This window comes from Streptosporangium sp. NPDC049644 (assembly GCF_040675205.1).
In the GTDB taxonomy this organism is placed as follows: Bacteria; Actinomycetota; Actinomycetes; order Streptosporangiales; family Streptosporangiaceae; genus Streptosporangium; species Streptosporangium fukuiense.
Genome location: NZ_JBFAOJ010000139.1, coordinates 1 through 16,797, shown reverse-complemented (window position 1 = coordinate 16,797; position 16,797 = coordinate 1). Strand labels below are relative to the sequence as shown.

The 16,797-nt window shown below is 71.7% G+C and carries 13 protein-coding genes; 8 read left to right on the top strand and 5 right to left on the bottom strand.

The features are described from left to right. Window positions 1–122: 122 nt before the first annotated feature. Together AB0J58_RS41230 and AB0J58_RS41225 are read right to left on the bottom strand one after the other, a co-directional pair. Window positions 123–2,078 (bottom strand): Xaa-Pro dipeptidyl-peptidase, encoded by a 1,956-nt coding sequence (locus AB0J58_RS41230; RefSeq protein ID WP_364226461.1) that lies wholly within the window; start codon window positions 2,076–2,078, stop codon window positions 123–125. Window positions 2,079–2,431: 353 nt separating this feature from the next. Next, a complete protein-coding gene (locus tag AB0J58_RS41225) occupies window positions 2,432–2,875 on the bottom strand; it encodes a hypothetical protein (protein WP_364226458.1) in 444 nt (147 codons plus the stop codon). A gap of 195 nt (window positions 2,876–3,070) precedes the next feature. Here AB0J58_RS41225 and AB0J58_RS41220 point away from each other — a divergent pair, with 195 nt between their 5' ends. Continuing rightward, the gene (locus AB0J58_RS41220; RefSeq protein ID WP_364226455.1) at window positions 3,071–5,938 is read left to right on the top strand and encodes a BTAD domain-containing putative transcriptional regulator; all 2,868 of its coding nucleotides are present in this window, start codon (window positions 3,071–3,073) and stop codon (window positions 5,936–5,938) included. A 95-nt stretch (window positions 5,939–6,033) separates the two neighbouring features. Continuing rightward, complete coding sequence (locus AB0J58_RS41215) at window positions 6,034–6,174, top strand: hypothetical protein (RefSeq protein ID WP_364226452.1); 141 nt, start codon at window positions 6,034–6,036, stop codon at window positions 6,172–6,174. Window positions 6,175–6,231: 57 nt separating this feature from the next. On the opposite strand, the gene AB0J58_RS41210 is transcribed toward AB0J58_RS41215, so the two are convergent. Next, window positions 6,232–6,972: an SDR family oxidoreductase gene (locus tag AB0J58_RS41210; RefSeq protein ID WP_364226449.1), complete on the bottom strand. Its 741-nt coding sequence runs from the start codon at window positions 6,970–6,972 to the stop codon at window positions 6,232–6,234. 82 nt (window positions 6,973–7,054) lie between these two features. On the opposite strand from AB0J58_RS41210, the gene AB0J58_RS41205 reads away from it, so the two are divergent. Next, complete coding sequence (locus AB0J58_RS41205; RefSeq protein ID WP_364226446.1) at window positions 7,055–7,663, top strand: TetR/AcrR family transcriptional regulator; 609 nt, start codon at window positions 7,055–7,057, stop codon at window positions 7,661–7,663. Between the two features lie 257 nt (window positions 7,664–7,920). Further along, window positions 7,921–8,964 carry a DUF2776 family protein gene (locus tag AB0J58_RS41200; protein WP_364226444.1) on the top strand — a complete coding sequence of 348 codons (1,044 nt, stop codon included), beginning with the start codon at window positions 7,921–7,923 and terminating at the stop codon, window positions 8,962–8,964. Between the two features lie 78 nt (window positions 8,965–9,042). On the opposite strand, the gene AB0J58_RS41195 is transcribed toward AB0J58_RS41200, so the two are convergent. Further along, window positions 9,043–9,762: a tyrosine-protein phosphatase gene (locus AB0J58_RS41195; RefSeq protein ID WP_364226441.1), complete on the bottom strand. Its 720-nt coding sequence runs from the start codon at window positions 9,760–9,762 to the stop codon at window positions 9,043–9,045. 477 nt (window positions 9,763–10,239) lie between these two features. On the opposite strand from AB0J58_RS41195, the gene paaN reads away from it, so the two are divergent. Further along, a complete protein-coding gene (gene paaN / locus AB0J58_RS41190; protein WP_364226438.1) occupies window positions 10,240–11,928 on the top strand; it encodes a phenylacetic acid degradation protein PaaN in 1,689 nt (562 codons plus the stop codon). Window positions 11,929–11,949: 21 nt separating this feature from the next. Here the strand turns inward: paaN and AB0J58_RS41185 are convergent, their stop codons facing one another. Then, entirely contained in the window at window positions 11,950–12,927 is a 978-nt protein-coding gene (locus AB0J58_RS41185; RefSeq protein ID WP_364226436.1) for a helix-turn-helix domain-containing protein, read from the bottom strand. A gap of 103 nt (window positions 12,928–13,030) precedes the next feature. Here AB0J58_RS41185 and AB0J58_RS41180 point away from each other — a divergent pair, with 103 nt between their 5' ends. From AB0J58_RS41180 to AB0J58_RS41170, 3 genes are read left to right on the top strand one after another with little or no spacing between them, the layout of a single operon-like run. After that, complete coding sequence (locus AB0J58_RS41180; RefSeq protein WP_364226433.1) at window positions 13,031–14,512, top strand: carotenoid oxygenase family protein; 1,482 nt, start codon at window positions 13,031–13,033, stop codon at window positions 14,510–14,512. Then, complete coding sequence (locus AB0J58_RS41175) at window positions 14,509–15,714, top strand: acetyl-CoA C-acyltransferase (protein ID WP_364226430.1); 1,206 nt, start codon at window positions 14,509–14,511, stop codon at window positions 15,712–15,714. Before AB0J58_RS41180 ends, AB0J58_RS41175 begins: the two co-directional genes overlap by 4 nt. Further along, window positions 15,711–16,745 carry an LLM class F420-dependent oxidoreductase gene (locus AB0J58_RS41170; RefSeq protein WP_364226427.1) on the top strand — a complete coding sequence of 345 codons (1,035 nt, stop codon included), beginning with the start codon at window positions 15,711–15,713 and terminating at the stop codon, window positions 16,743–16,745. The genes AB0J58_RS41175 and AB0J58_RS41170 overlap by 4 nt, the downstream gene beginning before the upstream one ends. The last annotated feature ends 52 nt before the right edge of the window (window positions 16,746–16,797 follow it).

Here is a 16,797-nt window from a genome sequence, read left to right as displayed (position 1 = left end):
ACACTATTCGGTTATTTTGTTTTTTTTTTTTTTTCTCCTTGTTGATCTGGGGGTTTCTCTCGGGGCCCGGGGGGCGGGGCGCCCCCCCCCCCCGCCCCCCCCCCCCCCCGCGGGTATTCGGGTCAGCCGTTCGCCGCGGTGAACGCGGCCGCCCCGCCGACGAGCGGCAGCGTGACCGTGCTCTTCGTCGTGTCGAGGTGCAGCGTCGCGCCGGGGGTGGGCCGGATGGTGTACTCGTAGTCGCTCGACAGCAGCACGATGCCGATACGGTGTCCCGCCGCGAACACGTAGTCATGCGGCTGCATGTCGAAGTCGAGGCGGTACGGGCTGCCCGGCTTGACCGGCTCGGTCTTGGAGATCGACCTGCGGTTCTGCGGGTCCGTCCAGCCCCGGGTGATGATCTTCGCCTTGCCGTTCTGGTCGTAGTCGACGAGCAGCGCCGTGACGTTGGCGGCCGGCTGCCCGAAGGACATCCGCAGTGATATCTGCGGCGTGCCGCTGAGCCGGACCGCGCCGGCCAGCGTCCCCGACTTGTAGGCCAGGCGGTTGGGGGACGTCACGGCGTCGGCGAGGGTCAGCGCCCGCTTCGACGCGTCGTCGACGATCGTCTCGGTCACCGGCTTGCCCAGGCGGGTCTTGTCGCCGGTGAGGACACCGGCGGTGCCGTCCGTGGCGGGCGCCAGGTTGAGCTCGGTGGCGGCCGCGGCCGGCTCGGGCCACTCGGGATACTCCACCAGCGTCCTGTCCTCGCGCTGGATCAGCGCCCGCTGGTCGTTCTCCACGCCGTTCTGCTGGCCCCACAGGTAGCGGGTGAACCAGCGGTTGAGCACGTTGACGCTCGGGGAACCGCCGTGCCCGCCCTGGTGCAGATAGATCTTGTGCGGCACCCCGCGCGCCTTGAGCGCCTCGTACCACTGCGCGGCGTGCTTGGTCTTGACGTTCCAGTCGTTGAGCCCGTGCGCGACCAGCGTCGCGGCGCGGACCTTGTCGACGTCGTTCAGGTAGTTGCGCTCGTCCCAGAAGGCGCTGTAGTCGCCGGTGACCCGGTCCTGCGCCTTCGCGAGCTCCTCGATGACGCTTCGGCAGACCTGCCTGTCCGCGCGGGTGTAGACGTACTCCGCGAGCACGTCGGCGTCCTCGCCCTGGTAGCCGCCCGGGGCGACGACGGCGCCGTTCGCGCGGTAGTAGTCGTACCAGCTGGAGATCGCCGAGATCGGCACGATGGCCTCGAGACCCTCGACGCCGGTGCTCGCGACCGCGTTGGGCAGGGTGCCGTTGTACGACGTGCCGATCATGCCGACCTTGCCGGTCGTCCACGTGGCATTGACCTCCCTGCCGGTGGCGTCGTAGGCCTTCGCGCGACCGTTCAGCCAGTCGACGACCGCTTTCGCGCCGATGGTCTCGTTGCGCCCGCCGGTGGTCGGACAGCCGTCGGACTTACCACTGCCCAGCGACTCGGCGTGGACCACCGCGAAACCGCGAGGCAGCCAGTTGGACTCGTGGCTGGTGCTGATCGCGGGCTGCGGGCCGGTGCCCGTGACGGCCTCGTCCCCCTCGGCCACGCCTGTCACGCCGGCGGCGGCCAGCCGCTCGTCGGTCGCCGGGTCCTTCGTCGAACCACCGCGGTTCATCCAGCCCTTGCCCGGACGGAGTGCCTCGTGGAGCTCGTGATCGACGTTGTGGTTCGCGACCGAGTTGCCGCCCGCGTAGTAGGGGCTGACCTCGTACACGACGGGCGACTTCAAACCGGCCGTCTCCGTCTCCCGGAGGCGGGTGACCTCGGCGTGCACCCGGTCGTTCCGTCCGTCGCCGTCACTGTCGATCGGGGTCTCGACCCACACCTCCTCACGAAGCCAGTCGTTGCGGTTCGTCGAGAACACCGGCTGGGCCATGCCGTCCGTGAAGACCGGTCCGACGGAGGGATCGGCGGCCGCGCTGACGGGGGCCGAGGTCGCCGCTACCCCGGCGAAGGTCATGGTGGCGGCGAGACCCAGCGCCGCGGCGCCGCGGCGTGCCGACCTCGGGCTGCGGAGGGCCGTTGGCGCCCCAGAACCCGTCACCAGGCGTGTTACAGACATCGACAAACCTTCCCGAACGATCAGTGCGGGGCGGGAAAGGCCCCGACCAAAGGTCAAGGGACAGTAAAGGCTGCCCCAAGAAGGCTTGATGTTATGGGCAGGAAGTACGAAATGTCTATGGATGGGCCCCCTGTCTCGATCACCATAATTTCGACATATATCGAGCTAGATCTCGGCGGCTCGAACGCCACACGTGGAGATCCGGGACACCGCAGGATGCACGACGAGCTCATCCGGCCCGGCCACCCGGCGGGCTTCCATCGGCTCCCCGTCGTCACCAACGCCCCGGGCGCGAACCAACGGGTGGCGCCCCCGATCCGTCGATCGGGGGCGCCACCCGCCAGGCGGGACGATCAGCCACGCAGGCCCTTCAGGCAGCCGTAGACGGCCACGGCCAGTACCGCCTCCGGATCGGTCAGGTCTCCGCCGAACTTGTTCCAGACCTCGGTCACGGCGCCGGTGGCGCACTTGCCCGCCTTCCACCACGCCCACTCACCGGCGGCCTTGGCCGCGTCGACGATCTGACGCCAGAATCTCTTGACGAACGCCAGGACCGCGCTCCAGGAGCGGGGGGCGTCCTGGAACTCCTCGTCGGGGAAGCGGTACTCGTCCTCCGGGTCGCTGCTCACCAGCGACACCGCCATGGAGTAGGCGGTCTCCTCCGAGACGCCCGCGGCCTGTGCCACGGCCGCGAGCTCCCGGGAGAACGAGGCCGCGCCGGCGGGAGCGGGGGCGGCGGTGAGCATCACCGCCGCCGCGATCGCCGCCGCCACGATCCCGGTCACACGCTTGAACATGAGGTGCCCTTCCTGTCGGGTGAAGATCAGCCGGGCGCGTCGCCCCGCCGTCACCGCACACCGTGCCGCCGGCCACTCACTCGCCGGTCACCTCGCGCTCACCCCTCGGCGCCTGTCACCGGTCGCTCGCCGCGCATCCGGGGCGCACTTGACGTACACACCCGATCGCGGAGGGAAACATTGTGATTACATTGGGTGGTGGAAACGGCAGGCTCGGGTTTCGAGTTCAGGGTTCTGGGGCCGTTCGAGGTGCTGCGGGACGGTGTTCCGGTGCCGATCCGGGCGGCCAAGCTGCGGACGTTGCTCGTGTCACTGCTGCTCGACGCCAACAGGACGGTCCCCGTCGAGACGCTGATGGACCACCTGTGGGGAGAGGTCCCGCCCCGCGGTGCCCGGAACACCCTGCAGAACTACGTGCTGCGCTGCCGGCACCTGCTGGGGTGCGCCGGGGATGACGGTCCCCTGCTGACCTGCCCGCGCGGCTACCTGCTCAGGGTGGACGGCGACCGGCTCGACCTGCACCGCTTCGACACCCTGACCGGCCGCGCCAGGGCCGCGGCCGCGGCGGGCTCCATGAAGGCGGCGTCGGCACTGCTGGCGGAGGCGCTGCGATCGTGGCGCGGGGAACCGCTGCAGGACATCCCGTCGGAGACGCTGCGACGCGAGGTCGCTCCCGTGCTGGCCGAGCGCAGGCTGGACGCGCTCCAGTCCCGCATCGAGGCCGACCTGGCGCTGGACCGCCACGAGGAGGTGCTCACCGAGCTGCGGAGGCTGACCGCCGCGCATCCGCTCCGGGAGCGGTTCTGGGCACAGCGAATGCTGGCGCTGTACCGGTCGGGGCGCCAGGCCGAGGCCCTGCGCTGCCACCACTCCGTCAGGGAGATCCTCGCCGAGGAACTCGGCGTCGATCCCGGCGCGGAACTGCGGGAGCTGCACCAGCGGATTCTCAACAACGATCCCGCACTCACCGCCAAGGGGCCCTCCGGCAATCTCCCCAGCGAGATGACGACGTTCGTGGGCAGGGAACGGCAGCTCGCCGACGCCGGGCGGCGGCTGGAGACCAGCCGCCTGGTCACGCTGACCGGGGTGGGCGGGGTGGGCAAGACCCGGCTGGCGCTGCGGCTGGCCGCGCAGGTGTCGCCCGCCTTCCCTGACGGGGTGTGGATCGCCGACCTCGCCCCGCTGACCGAGCCCGGACTGCTCGACCGGACGGTGGCGCAGGCTCTCGGAATCCGCGACCAGTCCGCGCGCCCCTGCGTGGACATCCTGATCGAGCGTCTGCGTGACAGCAGGACGTTGCTGGTGCTGGACAACTGCGAGCACATGGTGAGGGCGGCCGCGACCTTGGTGACCGTGCTCCTGCGCGCGGTGCCCGGCCTGCGGGTGCTGGCCACCAGCCGGCAGCGGCTCGGCGTCCAGGGCGAGCACGTCCTGGCGGTGCCACCCCTCGCCGTACCGCCCACAACCTCTCCGAGCGAGGAGACCGAGCCGCCGCTGACCTGCTACGAGGCGGTGACCCTGCTGGCCGACCGCGCCGCGGCCTCCGCTCCGGACTTCCGGATCACGCGACACAACCGCGGTGTCGTCGCGCAGCTGTGCGGACGGCTGGACGGTGTCCCGCTGGCGATCGAGCTGGCGGCGGTCCGGCTGGGGACGCTCTCGGCGGAGGAGATCCTCGACCGGCTCGACGACCGGTTCCGGCTGCTGGCCGACAACGACGCCCAGAACACACCCCGCCATCACCGGACTCTGGGAGGCGTCGTCGGCTGGAGCCACGACCTGTGCACCGAGCACGAGCGGCTGCTCTGGGCACGGCTGTCGGTCTTCTCCGGCGGGTTCGACCTGGAGGCGGCCGAGTCGGTGTGCTCCGGCGCGGGCATCGACCGCCACGACGTCATCGACGTTCTGGCGTCCCTGGCGCACAAGTCCATCCTGGTCGTGAGCACCCGGGGCGGCAGGACGCGTTACAGCCTGCTGGAGACCATCCGCCAGTACGGCAAGCAGCGTCTGGTCGACCTCGGTCAGGAGACCGCGGTGCGGCGACGCCACCGTGACCACTACCGGAGCACCGTCGCACGGGCCGCGGCCGACTGGTGCGGTCCCCGCGAGGTCGAGTGGCTGTCGCGGCTGCGGCAGGAACTGCCGAACCTCCGGGCGGCACTGGACTTCTGCGTCACCGAACCCGGCGAGGCCCGGAGCGGGCTGGAGATCACCGCCAACCTCACCAGGACCCGGTTCTGGTTCTTCAGCAGCACCATCGGCGAGGGCCGCCACTGGCTGGAGCGGGGGCTCGCGCTCTCTCCGCGCCCGCCGGACCCGCTCCAGATCGGTGCGGTGGCCCTGGTCGCCTGGATCGCCCTCTGCCAGGGCGACAGGCGGGGCGCCGAGGAGTTCCTGACCCGCTGCCGCCGTCTGACCTCGCGGTTCCCCGACGGTAACGCCCCCGCCACCGTCACCTACGTCGAGGGCGCCCATGTGCTGCTCATCCACGGGGATCCGCGGTCCATCCCGCTGCTGGCGCGGGCGAGGGACCGGTTCCTGGCGGACGGCGCGACCGGTGACGCCCACATGGCGACGATGCTCTGGGCCATGGCCTGCGCCTTCCTCGGTGACCGGGACACCGCCGTCGCCGCCGGTGACGCCTACCTGGCCGACGCCGAGGCGCTCGGCGGGGCCTGGGCCTACTCCTGGGCGCTGTGGGGCCTCGGTCTCGCGGAGTTGCGCCACGGCGACCCGGTACGGGCCGCCGCGCTTTTCCGCGACTCGCTGCGCCGCCAGTACGACATCGACGACCGCTGGGGGCCCGTGTGGGGCCTTGAGGCGCTCGCCTGGACCATCGCCGCCACCGGTCGGCACGACCACGCCGCCGAACTGCTCGGCGCCGCGCACCGGTTGCGGCGTACGACCGGGGTGGCGCTCATCGGACTGCGGCCGTTTCACGACGCCCACGCCGAGGCCGACCACCTGGTACGGCACGCACTCGGTACGCGCGCCTACACCGCGGCCTTCGAGCGGGGGGCCAGGCGTGAGAACGTCATCGGCCTCATCTGCGCGCCCCCGTGACCGCACCCCCGTGACAGAGTCCCGCCCACCCGCTCGGGCCCCGTGGGCCGGTCGAACCGTTCCGCGGCGGACCTGGCCGCCGGATTCCAGGAGTCATGCCGGTCGTTTTCATCGGCATCGTCGCCGCGTTCATCGGCACCGCCGTCGCCACGGTGCTGGGGGTGGCCGACACCCGGGGAATCGACTGGATCGAGCGCTGGCCCTCCAGGTCGCGGTGGCCGCCGGCGGCGTCGTGACCGTGGTGAAGATGTACGGCAGGCGGCAGATCCGCTAAGCCGTTCCGGGTTCCGGGTTCACACGATTCCACCGTTGACCCGGAGCACCTGGCCGTTGACCCAGCGGGCGGGGCCCGCGAGGAAGGCCACGGCCTCGGCGATGTCGGCGGGCAGGCCCAGCCGCTCCAGTGGCGGCTGGGCGGCCAGCCTGGCGACGGTCTCCTCGTCCTTGCCCTTCAGGAAGAGGTCGGTGGCGGTGGGCCCGGGGGCGACGGTGTTGACGGTGACGTCCCTGCCGCGCAGCTCGCGGGCCAGGATGAGGGTCAGGCCCTCGACGGCCCCCTTGGACGCGGCGTAGGCGCCGTATCCGGGAAGGGCCAGCCCGATGACCGAGGTGGAGAAGGTGATCAGGGCTCCCCCTCGGCGCAGCCGCCGTGCGGCCTGCTGGGCGACGGCGAAGGTGCCGCGTACGTTGACGCGCAGTACGCGGTCCAGCACGTTCAGGTCGAGCTCGGCGAGCGGGGTCGGCGGGTTCATGATCCCGGCGGCGTGGACCACCACGTCGACGCCGCCGAAGGTCTGTTCGGCGGCGTCGAAGAGCGCGGCGACCGCCTCGGGATCGCCAACGTCGGCCCGGACGGCGATCGCCTGGCCACCTCTGCCGACGGCCTCCGCGACGGCGGCCTGCCCCTCGGCGTCGTTGCTCGCGTAGTTGACCACGATCGCGTATCCGTCGGCGGCGAGCCGGGCCACGACCTGGCGTCCGATGCCGCGTGAGCCTCCGGTGACGATGGCGACGCGGGCTGCTGTGCTGCTCATGATCGGCGACTCCCTCAGGAATTTGTGTACACTATGTATATATATGAATGTAAACACAATGTCCATATATTTCAGGAGGTAGATGGTGACGCAGCAGGCCCCCGAACCCGCCCGTCGCGGACGCGGACGCCGCCCGGCCGCCGAGGTGCGCCGCGAGGTCCTGCGCGCGGCCGGTGAGCTCCTGCTCACCGAGGGAATGGCCGCCTTCACCATCGAGAGGGTCGCGGCCCTGTCGGGCGCGAGCAGGGTGACGCTCTACAAGTGGTGGCCGTCCAAGGGGGCGCTGGCACTCGACGGTTACTTCGACGCCGTCGGCCCCACTCTGGCCTTTCCCGACACCGGCGACATCGCCGCCGACCTCACCGCGCAGCTGCGCGCCTTCGTCCACCTGATGCGCGACACCCGGGCCGGGCGCGTGATGCCGGAGCTCATCGGCCACGCCCAGACCGACCCCGAGCTGTCGGCGCTCCTTCGCGAACGCTACTCGGCACCGCGCAGAGCACTCGCCGTCGAGGCGCTGGAGCGCGCCAAGGAGCGCGGGCGGCTACGCGAGGACGTCGACCCCGAGGTGGTCGTCGACCAGCTCTGGGGCGCCTGCTACCACCGCCTCCTCATCCCCGACCAGCCCCTCACCGACGAGTTCGCCGAGGCCCTCGTCAGGAACCTGCTGGCCGGGATCGGCCGCCCCTGATCCGTGCTCCGGCCACCGGCATTTCTCACCCGGAAAACCCTGGTTGAAGCCCTCGTTCCACCTTACGGGCGATATCTGGCACCGGCATGAAAGCGGCAAACAAGGAGTACGGATACGAAAGACCGGTGTGGCACCGAAAGAGCGGAAGCCCAGGTAGGGCGATCGTGCTGTCACGGGCGCGCCTCCGCGTGGCGACGCGACGGTGCGCGCCACGAGCGGTGCGGACAGGCCGCGCGGTGGATCTGCCGGAGGAAGCCATGAACATCGTGATAAGCGTTCTGTTCCGCGCCATACCGCTGGTACTCGGGGCCGTCTGCCTCGCCTTCGGCCTCTACATCAACAGCGGGGGCGAGGACGCCGACCACTTCGTCGCCGGTCATGTGAACATCGCGCTGACCGCGATCTGCTACGCGCTCTTCACCACCGCCGCGACGATCATTCGCCAGCTGATCAACCGTTACGACCTGCTGTGGCGGGTCGCGCTGCCGTTGACGGGCTACCTCGTCGCCCTCGCCACCATCGGCTGGGGCATCTTCACGGTGACCCGGGGCGACGAGAGCAGGTTCGTCGTCGCCGGTTTCGTCATCATCGGGATCGGCCTCATCGCCACCTGCGTGAGCACCGTGGCCACGGCGTCCACGGCCTTCGGCCTCATCCCGTACAACGCCGCCCGCGCCCCGGACGCCGGGCCGCCGGAGGGCGCCTACCTGGAACGGGTGGGCATGACACTGATCGCGGTCCCGATGGTCTGCGCCGTCGTGGGATTCGCCGTCGCCTTCGGCCTGCTCTTTTGGGGGGAGAGCTCCACCTATGTCGCCGGCCACGTCCTCTTCGGGCTGTCGGCGATCTGCGCCAGCCTGATCGCGCTGGTGGCGAGCATCGTCCGCCAGGTTCGCAACGTCTTCCGCGACACGGAGCGATACCGGTGGAGCTGGCTGGTCGTCATCATGGGAACGATCAGCTTCGCGCTGGGCCTGTACGTCCTGCTCGGCTCCGACCTGCCCTACCGGATAGCTCCCGGCTACATCCTGATCGGCCTCGCGCTGGTCTGTTTCAGCATCCTGTCTAAGGCACTGCTGCTGGCCCTGGTGTGGCGCCGCTCCTTCCCGCTCGCGAACCGCATTCCCATCCTGCCGGTGACCACCGCGCTGATCTGCCTGTTCTTCTCCGCCTTCCTGTCCGAGGCGGCGGTCACCGATCCACAGTTCTTCATCCCCGCCCGCGTGATGGTGGGGCTGGGCGCGGTGTGCTTCACCCTCTTCTCCATCGTCTCGATCCTTGAGGCCGGGACGTCCACCTAGAACGGCGCCGTCCAGCGCCGCGGGATGGCCGGTCCTCGCCGGGCGTACCGCCGGGTCCGCGTTCCTGCATCGGCGCTTCTAGGAGGTGAGCAGCCTGGCCCGGACAGCCGCGAGATCATCGGCGCCCAGGCCCGCCGCGCGCAGGTAGGCGTCGGCGTCCAGCGACTCCAATGTGGCGAGAACGGCCGCACGGACGGAGGTGTTCTCCCGCAGCAGGACCTCCCGGACGATCGGCCCCTGGTCGGCCACGCCCAGCGTCGCGAAAAGCGGCCTCAGGCGGTCGGCGCTCAGCTCGTAGTCGGAGGCGATGTCCTCGTGCGCGACGCCCGCCAGGGCGAGCAGCAGCAGGGTGATCAGCCCGGTGCGGTCACGGCCCACGGCGCAGTGGATGAGAACGCCGCCGGGCCTGGCATGGGCGACGGCGGCGACGGCCGCGGCGCACCGCTCCGGGAAACGGTCGAGGAAGGGCCGGTAGTAGAGCGGCGTACCCTGCAGCCCCTGCCCCCAGACTTCCCAGAACCCGGTGTCGGCCAGGTCGTCCAGCGGGGCGTGTACGACGTCGACCCCGGTCGGGCGAGCCTCGGCGGCCGCCCGGCGTTCCTCGTGGTTGCGCAGATCGACGACCGTGCGGACGCCGTACGCGGCGAGCGCCGACCAGCCCGCCGGGGTGAGCCGGTCAGGGCTGTCCGAACGGACGACGGCGCCCCGGCGGGTCACACGCCCCTCACCGGTCCGGAAACCGCCGAGGTCCCGGACGTTGTAACAGCCGTCCCAGTCAAGGTGACGATCGACGAGCATGCTTTCTCCCCACTGCCGAAGTCCAGATGCTCCTGATATGACGACCGCCAGGTACCTGTAGTTCGTTTCCCGCACCTTCTCCCGTACGGACACCTCCGACGAGAGCACACCTCACACGCCCGACAAGGTGTCTGATCTGCGGCGGGTCATCCCTGAATCGCTCGGCCGGCCACACCGGGCAGAGGTGCGGTCGGCATGGCCGCCGTCGCCGAGGTGGCCGATGTCCCCGGTGCGCGGCCGGCCTTCGGCGAACGCCTTGCCCAGGTCGTCACGGTTCTCGGCGTTCAGGGGAAGCCGCGCGCCCCGTCCGGGCCCGGCAGTGCGGGCCCGCCACCGAATCGGGCGGCCGCCCGGTGCGGGAGCAGGCCGATAACCACGACCACCTCCGGGGTTTCGTCGGCGGAATATTAGTACTATAAACGAAGCCAGATGGATGGGGCCGGGGTGATCCCCGCACGAGCCGGACGGAATGGCGACATGGCAACGGATCTGTTCGACAGGCACCGCGCGACCCTCGACCGCGCGATCGAGGCGTGCCGCTCCCGCGAGAGCTGGACGGCGTTCGGCGAGTCGCCGGCCGACCATCCCGGCGGGGAGCGGGCCCGGGCGGAGGGGAGGGCCGCGTTCGAGGCGCTGCTGGGCCGTCCCTTCGACCTCGGCGGGCCCGGCGCCCCGGTGGCGCAGCCCGACGAGGTCTCCCCCTACACCGGTGAGCCGCTGGGCGTGTGCTACCCGCGGGCGGACGTCGAGGAGTTGTTCGCCGCCGCCACCCGGGCGTGGCCGCGCTGGCGGGAGGCCGACCCGCGGACCAGGGCCGGGGTGTGCCTGGAGATCTGCGAGCGGATCTACCTCCGCTCCTTCGAGTTCTCGTACGCGGCGATGCACACCGCCGGGCAGAGCTTCGGGATGAGCTACGCCGGCAGCGGGACCAACGCGCTCGACCGCGGCATCGAGGCGATCGCGCAGGCGTACGCGGCGATGTCCCGGGTGCCCGGCACGGCGCGGTGGTCGCGCGCGTTCGGCACCACCACCGTGGAGATGGTGAAGCGGTACCGGCTGATGCCCAAGGGGGTCGCCGTGGTGATCGCCTGTGCGAGCTTCCCCGCCTGGAACGTCTACCCCGCGCTGTTCGCGAGCCTGGTCACCGGAAACCCGGTGATCGTCAAGCCGCATCCCGGCTCGGTGCTGCAGATGGCGCTGGCGGTGCGCGTCTGCCGTGAGGTCCTCGCCGAGGCGGGTTTCTCCCCCGAGCTGGTGGGGCTGGCCGTGGACACGGCGGCCGAACCGGTCACCAGGCTCCTGGTGCGGCATCCGGCGACCCGGATCGTGGACTTCACCGGCTCGGCCGCCTTCGGCTCCTGGGTGGAGGCCAACGCCTTCCCCGCCGTCGCCTACACCGAGACCTCGGGGGCGAACTCGGTGCTGGTGCACTCGGTCGGGGAGCTGCAGCCGGTGCTGCGCGCGCTGGCCGGCTCGCTGTGCCTGTTCTCCGCGCAGATGTGCACCAGCCCGCAGAACATCTACGTGCCGCGCGGCGGCGTGCCCACCGCCGGAGGCACGGTGAGCGCCGCGGACTTCGCGACCGGGCTCGCCGAGGCCGTACAGGCCATCAGCACGGTGCCCCGGCGGGCCGCCGCGGTGCTCGCCACCGTCCAATCGCCGAACACCCTGCGGCTGCTGGAGGAGGTGCGCGACCGGGCGGCCGCGCGCGGCCGAATCGTCCTCGAGCCGCACCCCTACCGGCATCCCGACCACCCGAGGGCGCGCACCAGCGGGCCGCTGCTGGCGCAGGTGGACATCGCCGACCACGACCTGTACGGGGAGGAGCGGTTCGGACCGGTCGCGTTCGTGATCGACTGTGACGACGCCGACCAGGCGCTGGAGCGGGCCACCCGGGACGCGCGGGAACGGGGGGCGATCACCGCGTTCGCCTACGCCACGGACGAGGCGTACCTGGACCGGGTGGAGGCCGGCTACGCGACCGCCGGCGCCGCGGTGACCTGCAACCTCACCGGACCGATGCCGCTGAACTTCTCCGCCGCCTACAGCGACTACCACGTCACCGGTCTCAATCCGGCGGGCAACGCCTCGCTCACCGACGACTCCTTCGTCACCGGACGGTTCCGCGTCACCCAGTCGCGACGGCCGGCCGTCACCGGTCACTAACGGGCACCGGTCTGCTACGGGTCAAGGGCGGCCGTCGCCACTCGCCAGGGGGTGGGAGGCGGCGGTCGTCGCGGCCTGCCCGTCGCCGAGCGCGAAGCGCACCTCGGTACGGTTCAGCGGCGTGCCGCACGACAGGCAGCGCAGGTAGGGCCGGAAGGGCCGGCCGCAGGCGCGGTGGGTGATCAGCAGGTCGGTGCCCGGCGGGCCGGCGTACCACCGCTGGGCCCAGTCGACGATGAAGGCGAACACCCCGAAGAAGGCCAGGCCCTTGTCGGTCAGCAGGTACCGGGGACGCCCGCCGTCGCTCTCCCCGGCGCTGAGCACCCCGAGCTCGGTGAACCGCCGCAGCCGGTCGGACAGCACGGACGGGGCCATGCCGAGCTCGGACTGGAAGTCGGCGAACCGGCGCACCCCGAGGAAGGTGGCCGCGAGCATCACGGTGCTCCATCGGTCGCCGAGCAGCTCGAACGTCTCCGGGAAGTACGACAGCGGGTCGCGCTCGACGTCGTCGCGGACCGTCCTGCGGTGGTGGCGCGGCACCGCCACCTGGGCGAAGGTGGCCGAGCCCCGCAGGGTCTCGGTGTCGCGGGCGGTGACCGGGGCCCGGTCACAGGCCGCGCAACCGAGCTCGACGTCGGTGCGCCTGCCGCAGGCGTCGTGGATCAGCTCCGGCAGCCCGCGGCGCCGGGGCACCCAGCTGCGCTCCCAGGACCAGATCTCCACCAGCAGCGGCCACAGTTCCAGCGCGCGCTCGGTCAGCAGGTACTCGGTGCGGGTGCGGCCCTGCTCGCGGTAGGGGGCCGGGCGCAGCAGGTCTCCGGCGACGAGCTCCTTGAGCCGGTTGGCCAGTACCGACTCCGACATGCCCAGCTCGTCACGCCAGTCCGCGAACCGGCGGGTGCGCATCAGGAAGGCCCGCTGCAGGATCAGCAGCGTCCACTGGTCGCTGATCGCCAGCAACGCCTGCCCGATCGCGCTGGGCCGTCGGTCTTCCGCCACCCGTTCCGCCTTTCCGTGCTTTCCGTCGTCAGACGGTCATGCTACTTTGGCCTCTGACTTCTCTTATAGAAGTGTTTGGTCGTCGCACGAAAGGGGCGTCGAGATGACACAGCAGCCGCAGCCGATCGCCGTGGCCCGGGCGGTCGCCGAGAACGGCGACGAGCCGAACCCGTACCTGATGGGAGTGTTCGCCGCCGTTCAGGACGAACTGACCGCCGAGGACCTGGAGGTGGTCGGCGAGATCCCCGCGGACCTCAACGGGGTCTTCCTGCGCAACGGGCCCAACCGCCGCTTCGAGGCGCCCGGCCGCTACCACATGTTCGACGGCGACGGCATGATCCACGCGATGCACTTCGAGAACGGCCGGGCGCGCTACCGCAACCGCTACGTGCGCACCGCCGCCTACCACCAGGAGTCCGCGGCCGGCGAGGCGCTGTGGACCGGCGTGATGGAGAATCCGAAGGGCAACCCGTTCGGCAACGGGCACGGCCTGGGCATCAAGGACTCCGCCAACACCGACGTGACCTACCACCGGGGAAAGGTGCTGGCCACCTGGTACCTGTGCGGGACCCCCTACGCGATCGATCCGCTGTCGCTGGAGACCCTGGGCGCGGAGAACTTCCTCGGCACCCTGAACGGCGACATGATGGCCCACCCCAAGGTCGACGAGGCCACCGGTGAGCTGCTGTGGTTCGACTACGGCCCGGACGGCCCGCCGTACATGCGCTACGGCATCGTCGGCCCGGAGGGCGCGGTCACCCACGTGACCGACATCGACCTGCCGGGGCCCCGGCTGCCGCACGACATGGCCATCACCCCGAACCACACGATCCTGATGGACCTGCCGCTGATCCAGGACCAGCGGGCCCGCGCCGCCGGGAAGTACCGCATCTCCTTCGAGCGCTCGCTGCCCGCCAGGTTCGGCGTGCTCCCCCGGTACGGCGCCGGCGACACGATCCGGTGGTTCGACGCCCAGCCCTGCTACATCTACCACGTCATCAACTCCTGGGAGGACGGCGACGAGATCGTCCTCGACGTCTGCCGGGTGAAGAACCCGCAGCACCAGGCGACCTACACCTCGAAGATCGCCCAGATGCTGGCCTACCTGCGGCTCAACGCGCACATCTACCGCTACCGGTTCAACCTGCGCACCGGGCGGACGTCCGAGGGCCCGCTGGACGACGACAACATCGAATTCCCCAGCGTCGACTCGCGCGTCATGGGCCGGCCGCACCGCTACTCCTACAACATGCACCTCGCCACCGCGGAGACCCTGCTGTTCGACGGGCTCGTCCGGTTCGACTCGGCGACCGGCGAGAAGCAGGAGCACAGGTTCGGGCCCGGACGGTGGGGCTCGGAGGCACCGTTCGCCCCCCGCGACGGCTCCACCAGCGAGACCGACGGCTACCTGGTCAGCTTCGTCAACGACGAGCGGGCAGGGCGCGCCGAGGTCGCGATCTTCGACGCCGCCGACGTCACCGCAGGGCCGGTCGGCAGGGTGCTGCTGCCCCGGCGCGTTCCCATCGGGTTCCACGCCACCTGGGTCCGCGCCGACCAGCTACGCGCCGCGGGAGGCGCCCGATGACCGACGTCTACGTGCTCGCCACCCTGCGCACCCCGCGCGGGAAGGGACGTCCGGGCGGCGGCCTTTCCGGGATCACCCCGCTGGAGCTGCTGACCCGGCTGCTGGCGGGCGTCGGCGACCGGGCCGCGGCGCTGCCCGGCCTGGTCGAGGACCTGATCGTCGGATCGGCCACCCAGACCGGGGAGCAGGGCGGCGACCTGGCCCGCACCGCGGCCGTGCTGGCCGGCTGGGGCGAGTCCGCCTCCGGGATGACCCTCAACCGGTTCTGCGCCTCCGGCGTCGACGCGATCAACACCGCCGCCGCGCACATCGCCTTCGGCTCGGCGGGCCTGATCGCCGCCGGCGGCGTGGAGTCGGTGTCCCGGGTGCCGATGTTCGCCGACCAGGCGCCGATCTGGTCTGACCGGGAGGTCGTGGAGCGGGTCGGCTCGGTGCAGATGGGCATCGCCGCCGACCTCATCGCCACCCTCGAAGGACTGGAGCGCGAGCAGCTCGACGGTTACGCGCTGCGCAGCCAGCGCCGCGCCGCCGCCGCCTGGGAGCAGGGCAGGTTCGCCGGCTCGCTGCTGCCCGTGCGGCACGGCGACCAGGTCGTGCTCGACCATGACGAGACCGTCCGGCCGGGCACCACCGCCGAGAGCCTCGCCGCGCTGGAGCCCGCCTTCGCCGCGCTCGGCGCCAAGGGACAGGACGACCTCGTCCGGCGCAGGCGCCCCGAGGTCGGCGAGATCCGGCACCTGCACACCGCCGGGTCCTCACCCGCGATCGCGGACGGCGCCGGGATCGCCGTGCTCGGTGACGCCGCCGCGGCGGCGGCGTCCGGACTCCGCCCGAGGGCCAGGGTGGTCGCCGCCGCCACGGCCGCGGTGGACCCGGTCATCATGCTCACCGCCGGGCAGGCCGCCGCGGAGAAGGCCCTGAAGCGCGCGGGGCTGGTGCCCGGCGACGTCGACGTGTTCGAGATCGCCGAGGCGTTCGCGGCGACCTGCCTGAAGTTCCAGCGGGACCTCGGTGTCACCGACGAGCAGCTCAACCCCAACGGGGGGACGATCGCGATGGGGCACGCCTTCGGCGCCACCGGCCCGATCCTGCTGGCGTCCTGCGTGGACGAGCTGGAGCGGACCGGTGGACGCTACGGCGTGGTCGCGGTCAGCGGCGCCGCCGGAACCGGGAGCGCCACCGTGCTGGAGCGTGTGCCATGACCCGATCGACCGACGTGACCGGTCCGGCCGGAGCCGCCGCTCTCCCGCGGACCCCCCGGCCGGCGGTGTCACTGGGGTTCTGGCAGGACCGGCCGCCCGGCGAGGCCCTGCTGACCGCCCGCGCCGCCGACCGGCTCGGCTACGACGAGCTGTGGGTGGGCGAGATGGCCACCTACGACGCCTTCGCGCTCGCCTCGGCGATCGGCCTGCGGACCGAGCGGATCGGGCTGACCGTGGGCCCGCTGGCGGTGGCCGTACGCGACCCGATGACGATCGCCCGCGGCGTGGCGTCGGTCGCCGACCTGACCGGGCGCCGGGTCGGCGTCGCGGTCGGCACCTCCAGCCCCCTGGTCGTGGCCGAATGGCACGGCCGCGACCGGAGCCGCCCGGCGACCAGGCTGCGGGAGTCGGCCACGGTGCTGCGGGAGCTGCTCGACGGGCGCAAGCCCTCCTTCGACGGGGAGACCGTCCATGCCCGCGGCTACCACCTGCGGCTGGACGCCCCCCGCTCGGAGCTGACCGTGGCGGCGTTCGGCCCGGCGGCCGTCGGCGTCGCCGCCGCCCTCGCCGACCGGATGGTGCTGAACCTGATCACCCCGGCCTCGGCGGCGGCCCTGGTCCGGCGGCTGCGTGACGCCGCCACCGTGGCCGGGCGCGAGACCCCCCGGGTGGCCGCCTGGGTCTGCGCCGCGGTGAACCCCACCGAGGCCGCGGTCGAGCAGCTGCGCCGCGCCGTGGTCGGCTACCTGGCCGCCCCCGGCTACGGCGAGATGTTCACCGAGGCCGGGTTCGGCGACGTCGTCGAGTTCGCCCGCACCAGGCCGCACCCGAGGGAGCTGCTGGCCGCCGTCCCCGTCGAGCTGATCCAGTCGGTCGGCCTGGTGGGCGACGAGGCGACGGTCCGTGACCGGCTCGCCGATTACGGCCGCGCCGGCGTGGACGAGGTGGCCCTGGTGCCGGCCAGTGTCGAGGCCGATCCAGGCGGGGAGAAGACCCTCGCGGCCCTTCGGCCACCGGTGGCCGAAGGCTGATCCGCTCGGCCGGCGAAGCGGTGAGACACCGGGCCCTCGCCGGAGGCGACCC

What these genes read in the sequence shown, in the direction of transcription:
- AB0J58_RS41205 (WP_364226446.1), top strand. Translation starts at nt 7,055, where the DNA reads ATGGTGACGCAGCAGGCCCCCGAACCCGCCCGTCGCGGACGCGGACGC.
- paaN (WP_364226438.1), top strand. Translation starts at nt 10,240, where the DNA reads ATGGCAACGGATCTGTTCGACAGGCACCGCGCGACCCTCGACCGCGCG.
- AB0J58_RS41180 (WP_364226433.1), top strand. Translation starts at nt 13,031, where the DNA reads ATGACACAGCAGCCGCAGCCGATCGCCGTGGCCCGGGCGGTCGCCGAG.
- AB0J58_RS41230 (WP_364226461.1), bottom strand. Translation starts at nt 2,078, where the DNA reads ATGTCTGTAACACGCCTGGTGACGGGTTCTGGGGCGCCAACGGCCCTC.
- AB0J58_RS41215 (WP_364226452.1), top strand. Translation starts at nt 6,034, where the DNA reads ATGCCGGTCGTTTTCATCGGCATCGTCGCCGCGTTCATCGGCACCGCC.
- AB0J58_RS41225 (WP_364226458.1), bottom strand. Translation starts at nt 2,875, where the DNA reads ATGTTCAAGCGTGTGACCGGGATCGTGGCGGCGGCGATCGCGGCGGCG.
- AB0J58_RS41210 (WP_364226449.1), bottom strand. Translation starts at nt 6,972, where the DNA reads ATGAGCAGCACAGCAGCCCGCGTCGCCATCGTCACCGGAGGCTCACGC.
- AB0J58_RS41170 (WP_364226427.1), top strand. Translation starts at nt 15,711, where the DNA reads ATGACCCGATCGACCGACGTGACCGGTCCGGCCGGAGCCGCCGCTCTC.
- AB0J58_RS41175 (WP_364226430.1), top strand. Translation starts at nt 14,509, where the DNA reads ATGACCGACGTCTACGTGCTCGCCACCCTGCGCACCCCGCGCGGGAAG.
- AB0J58_RS41195 (WP_364226441.1), bottom strand. Translation starts at nt 9,762, where the DNA reads ATGCTCGTCGATCGTCACCTTGACTGGGACGGCTGTTACAACGTCCGG.
- AB0J58_RS41200 (WP_364226444.1), top strand. Translation starts at nt 7,921, where the DNA reads ATGAACATCGTGATAAGCGTTCTGTTCCGCGCCATACCGCTGGTACTC.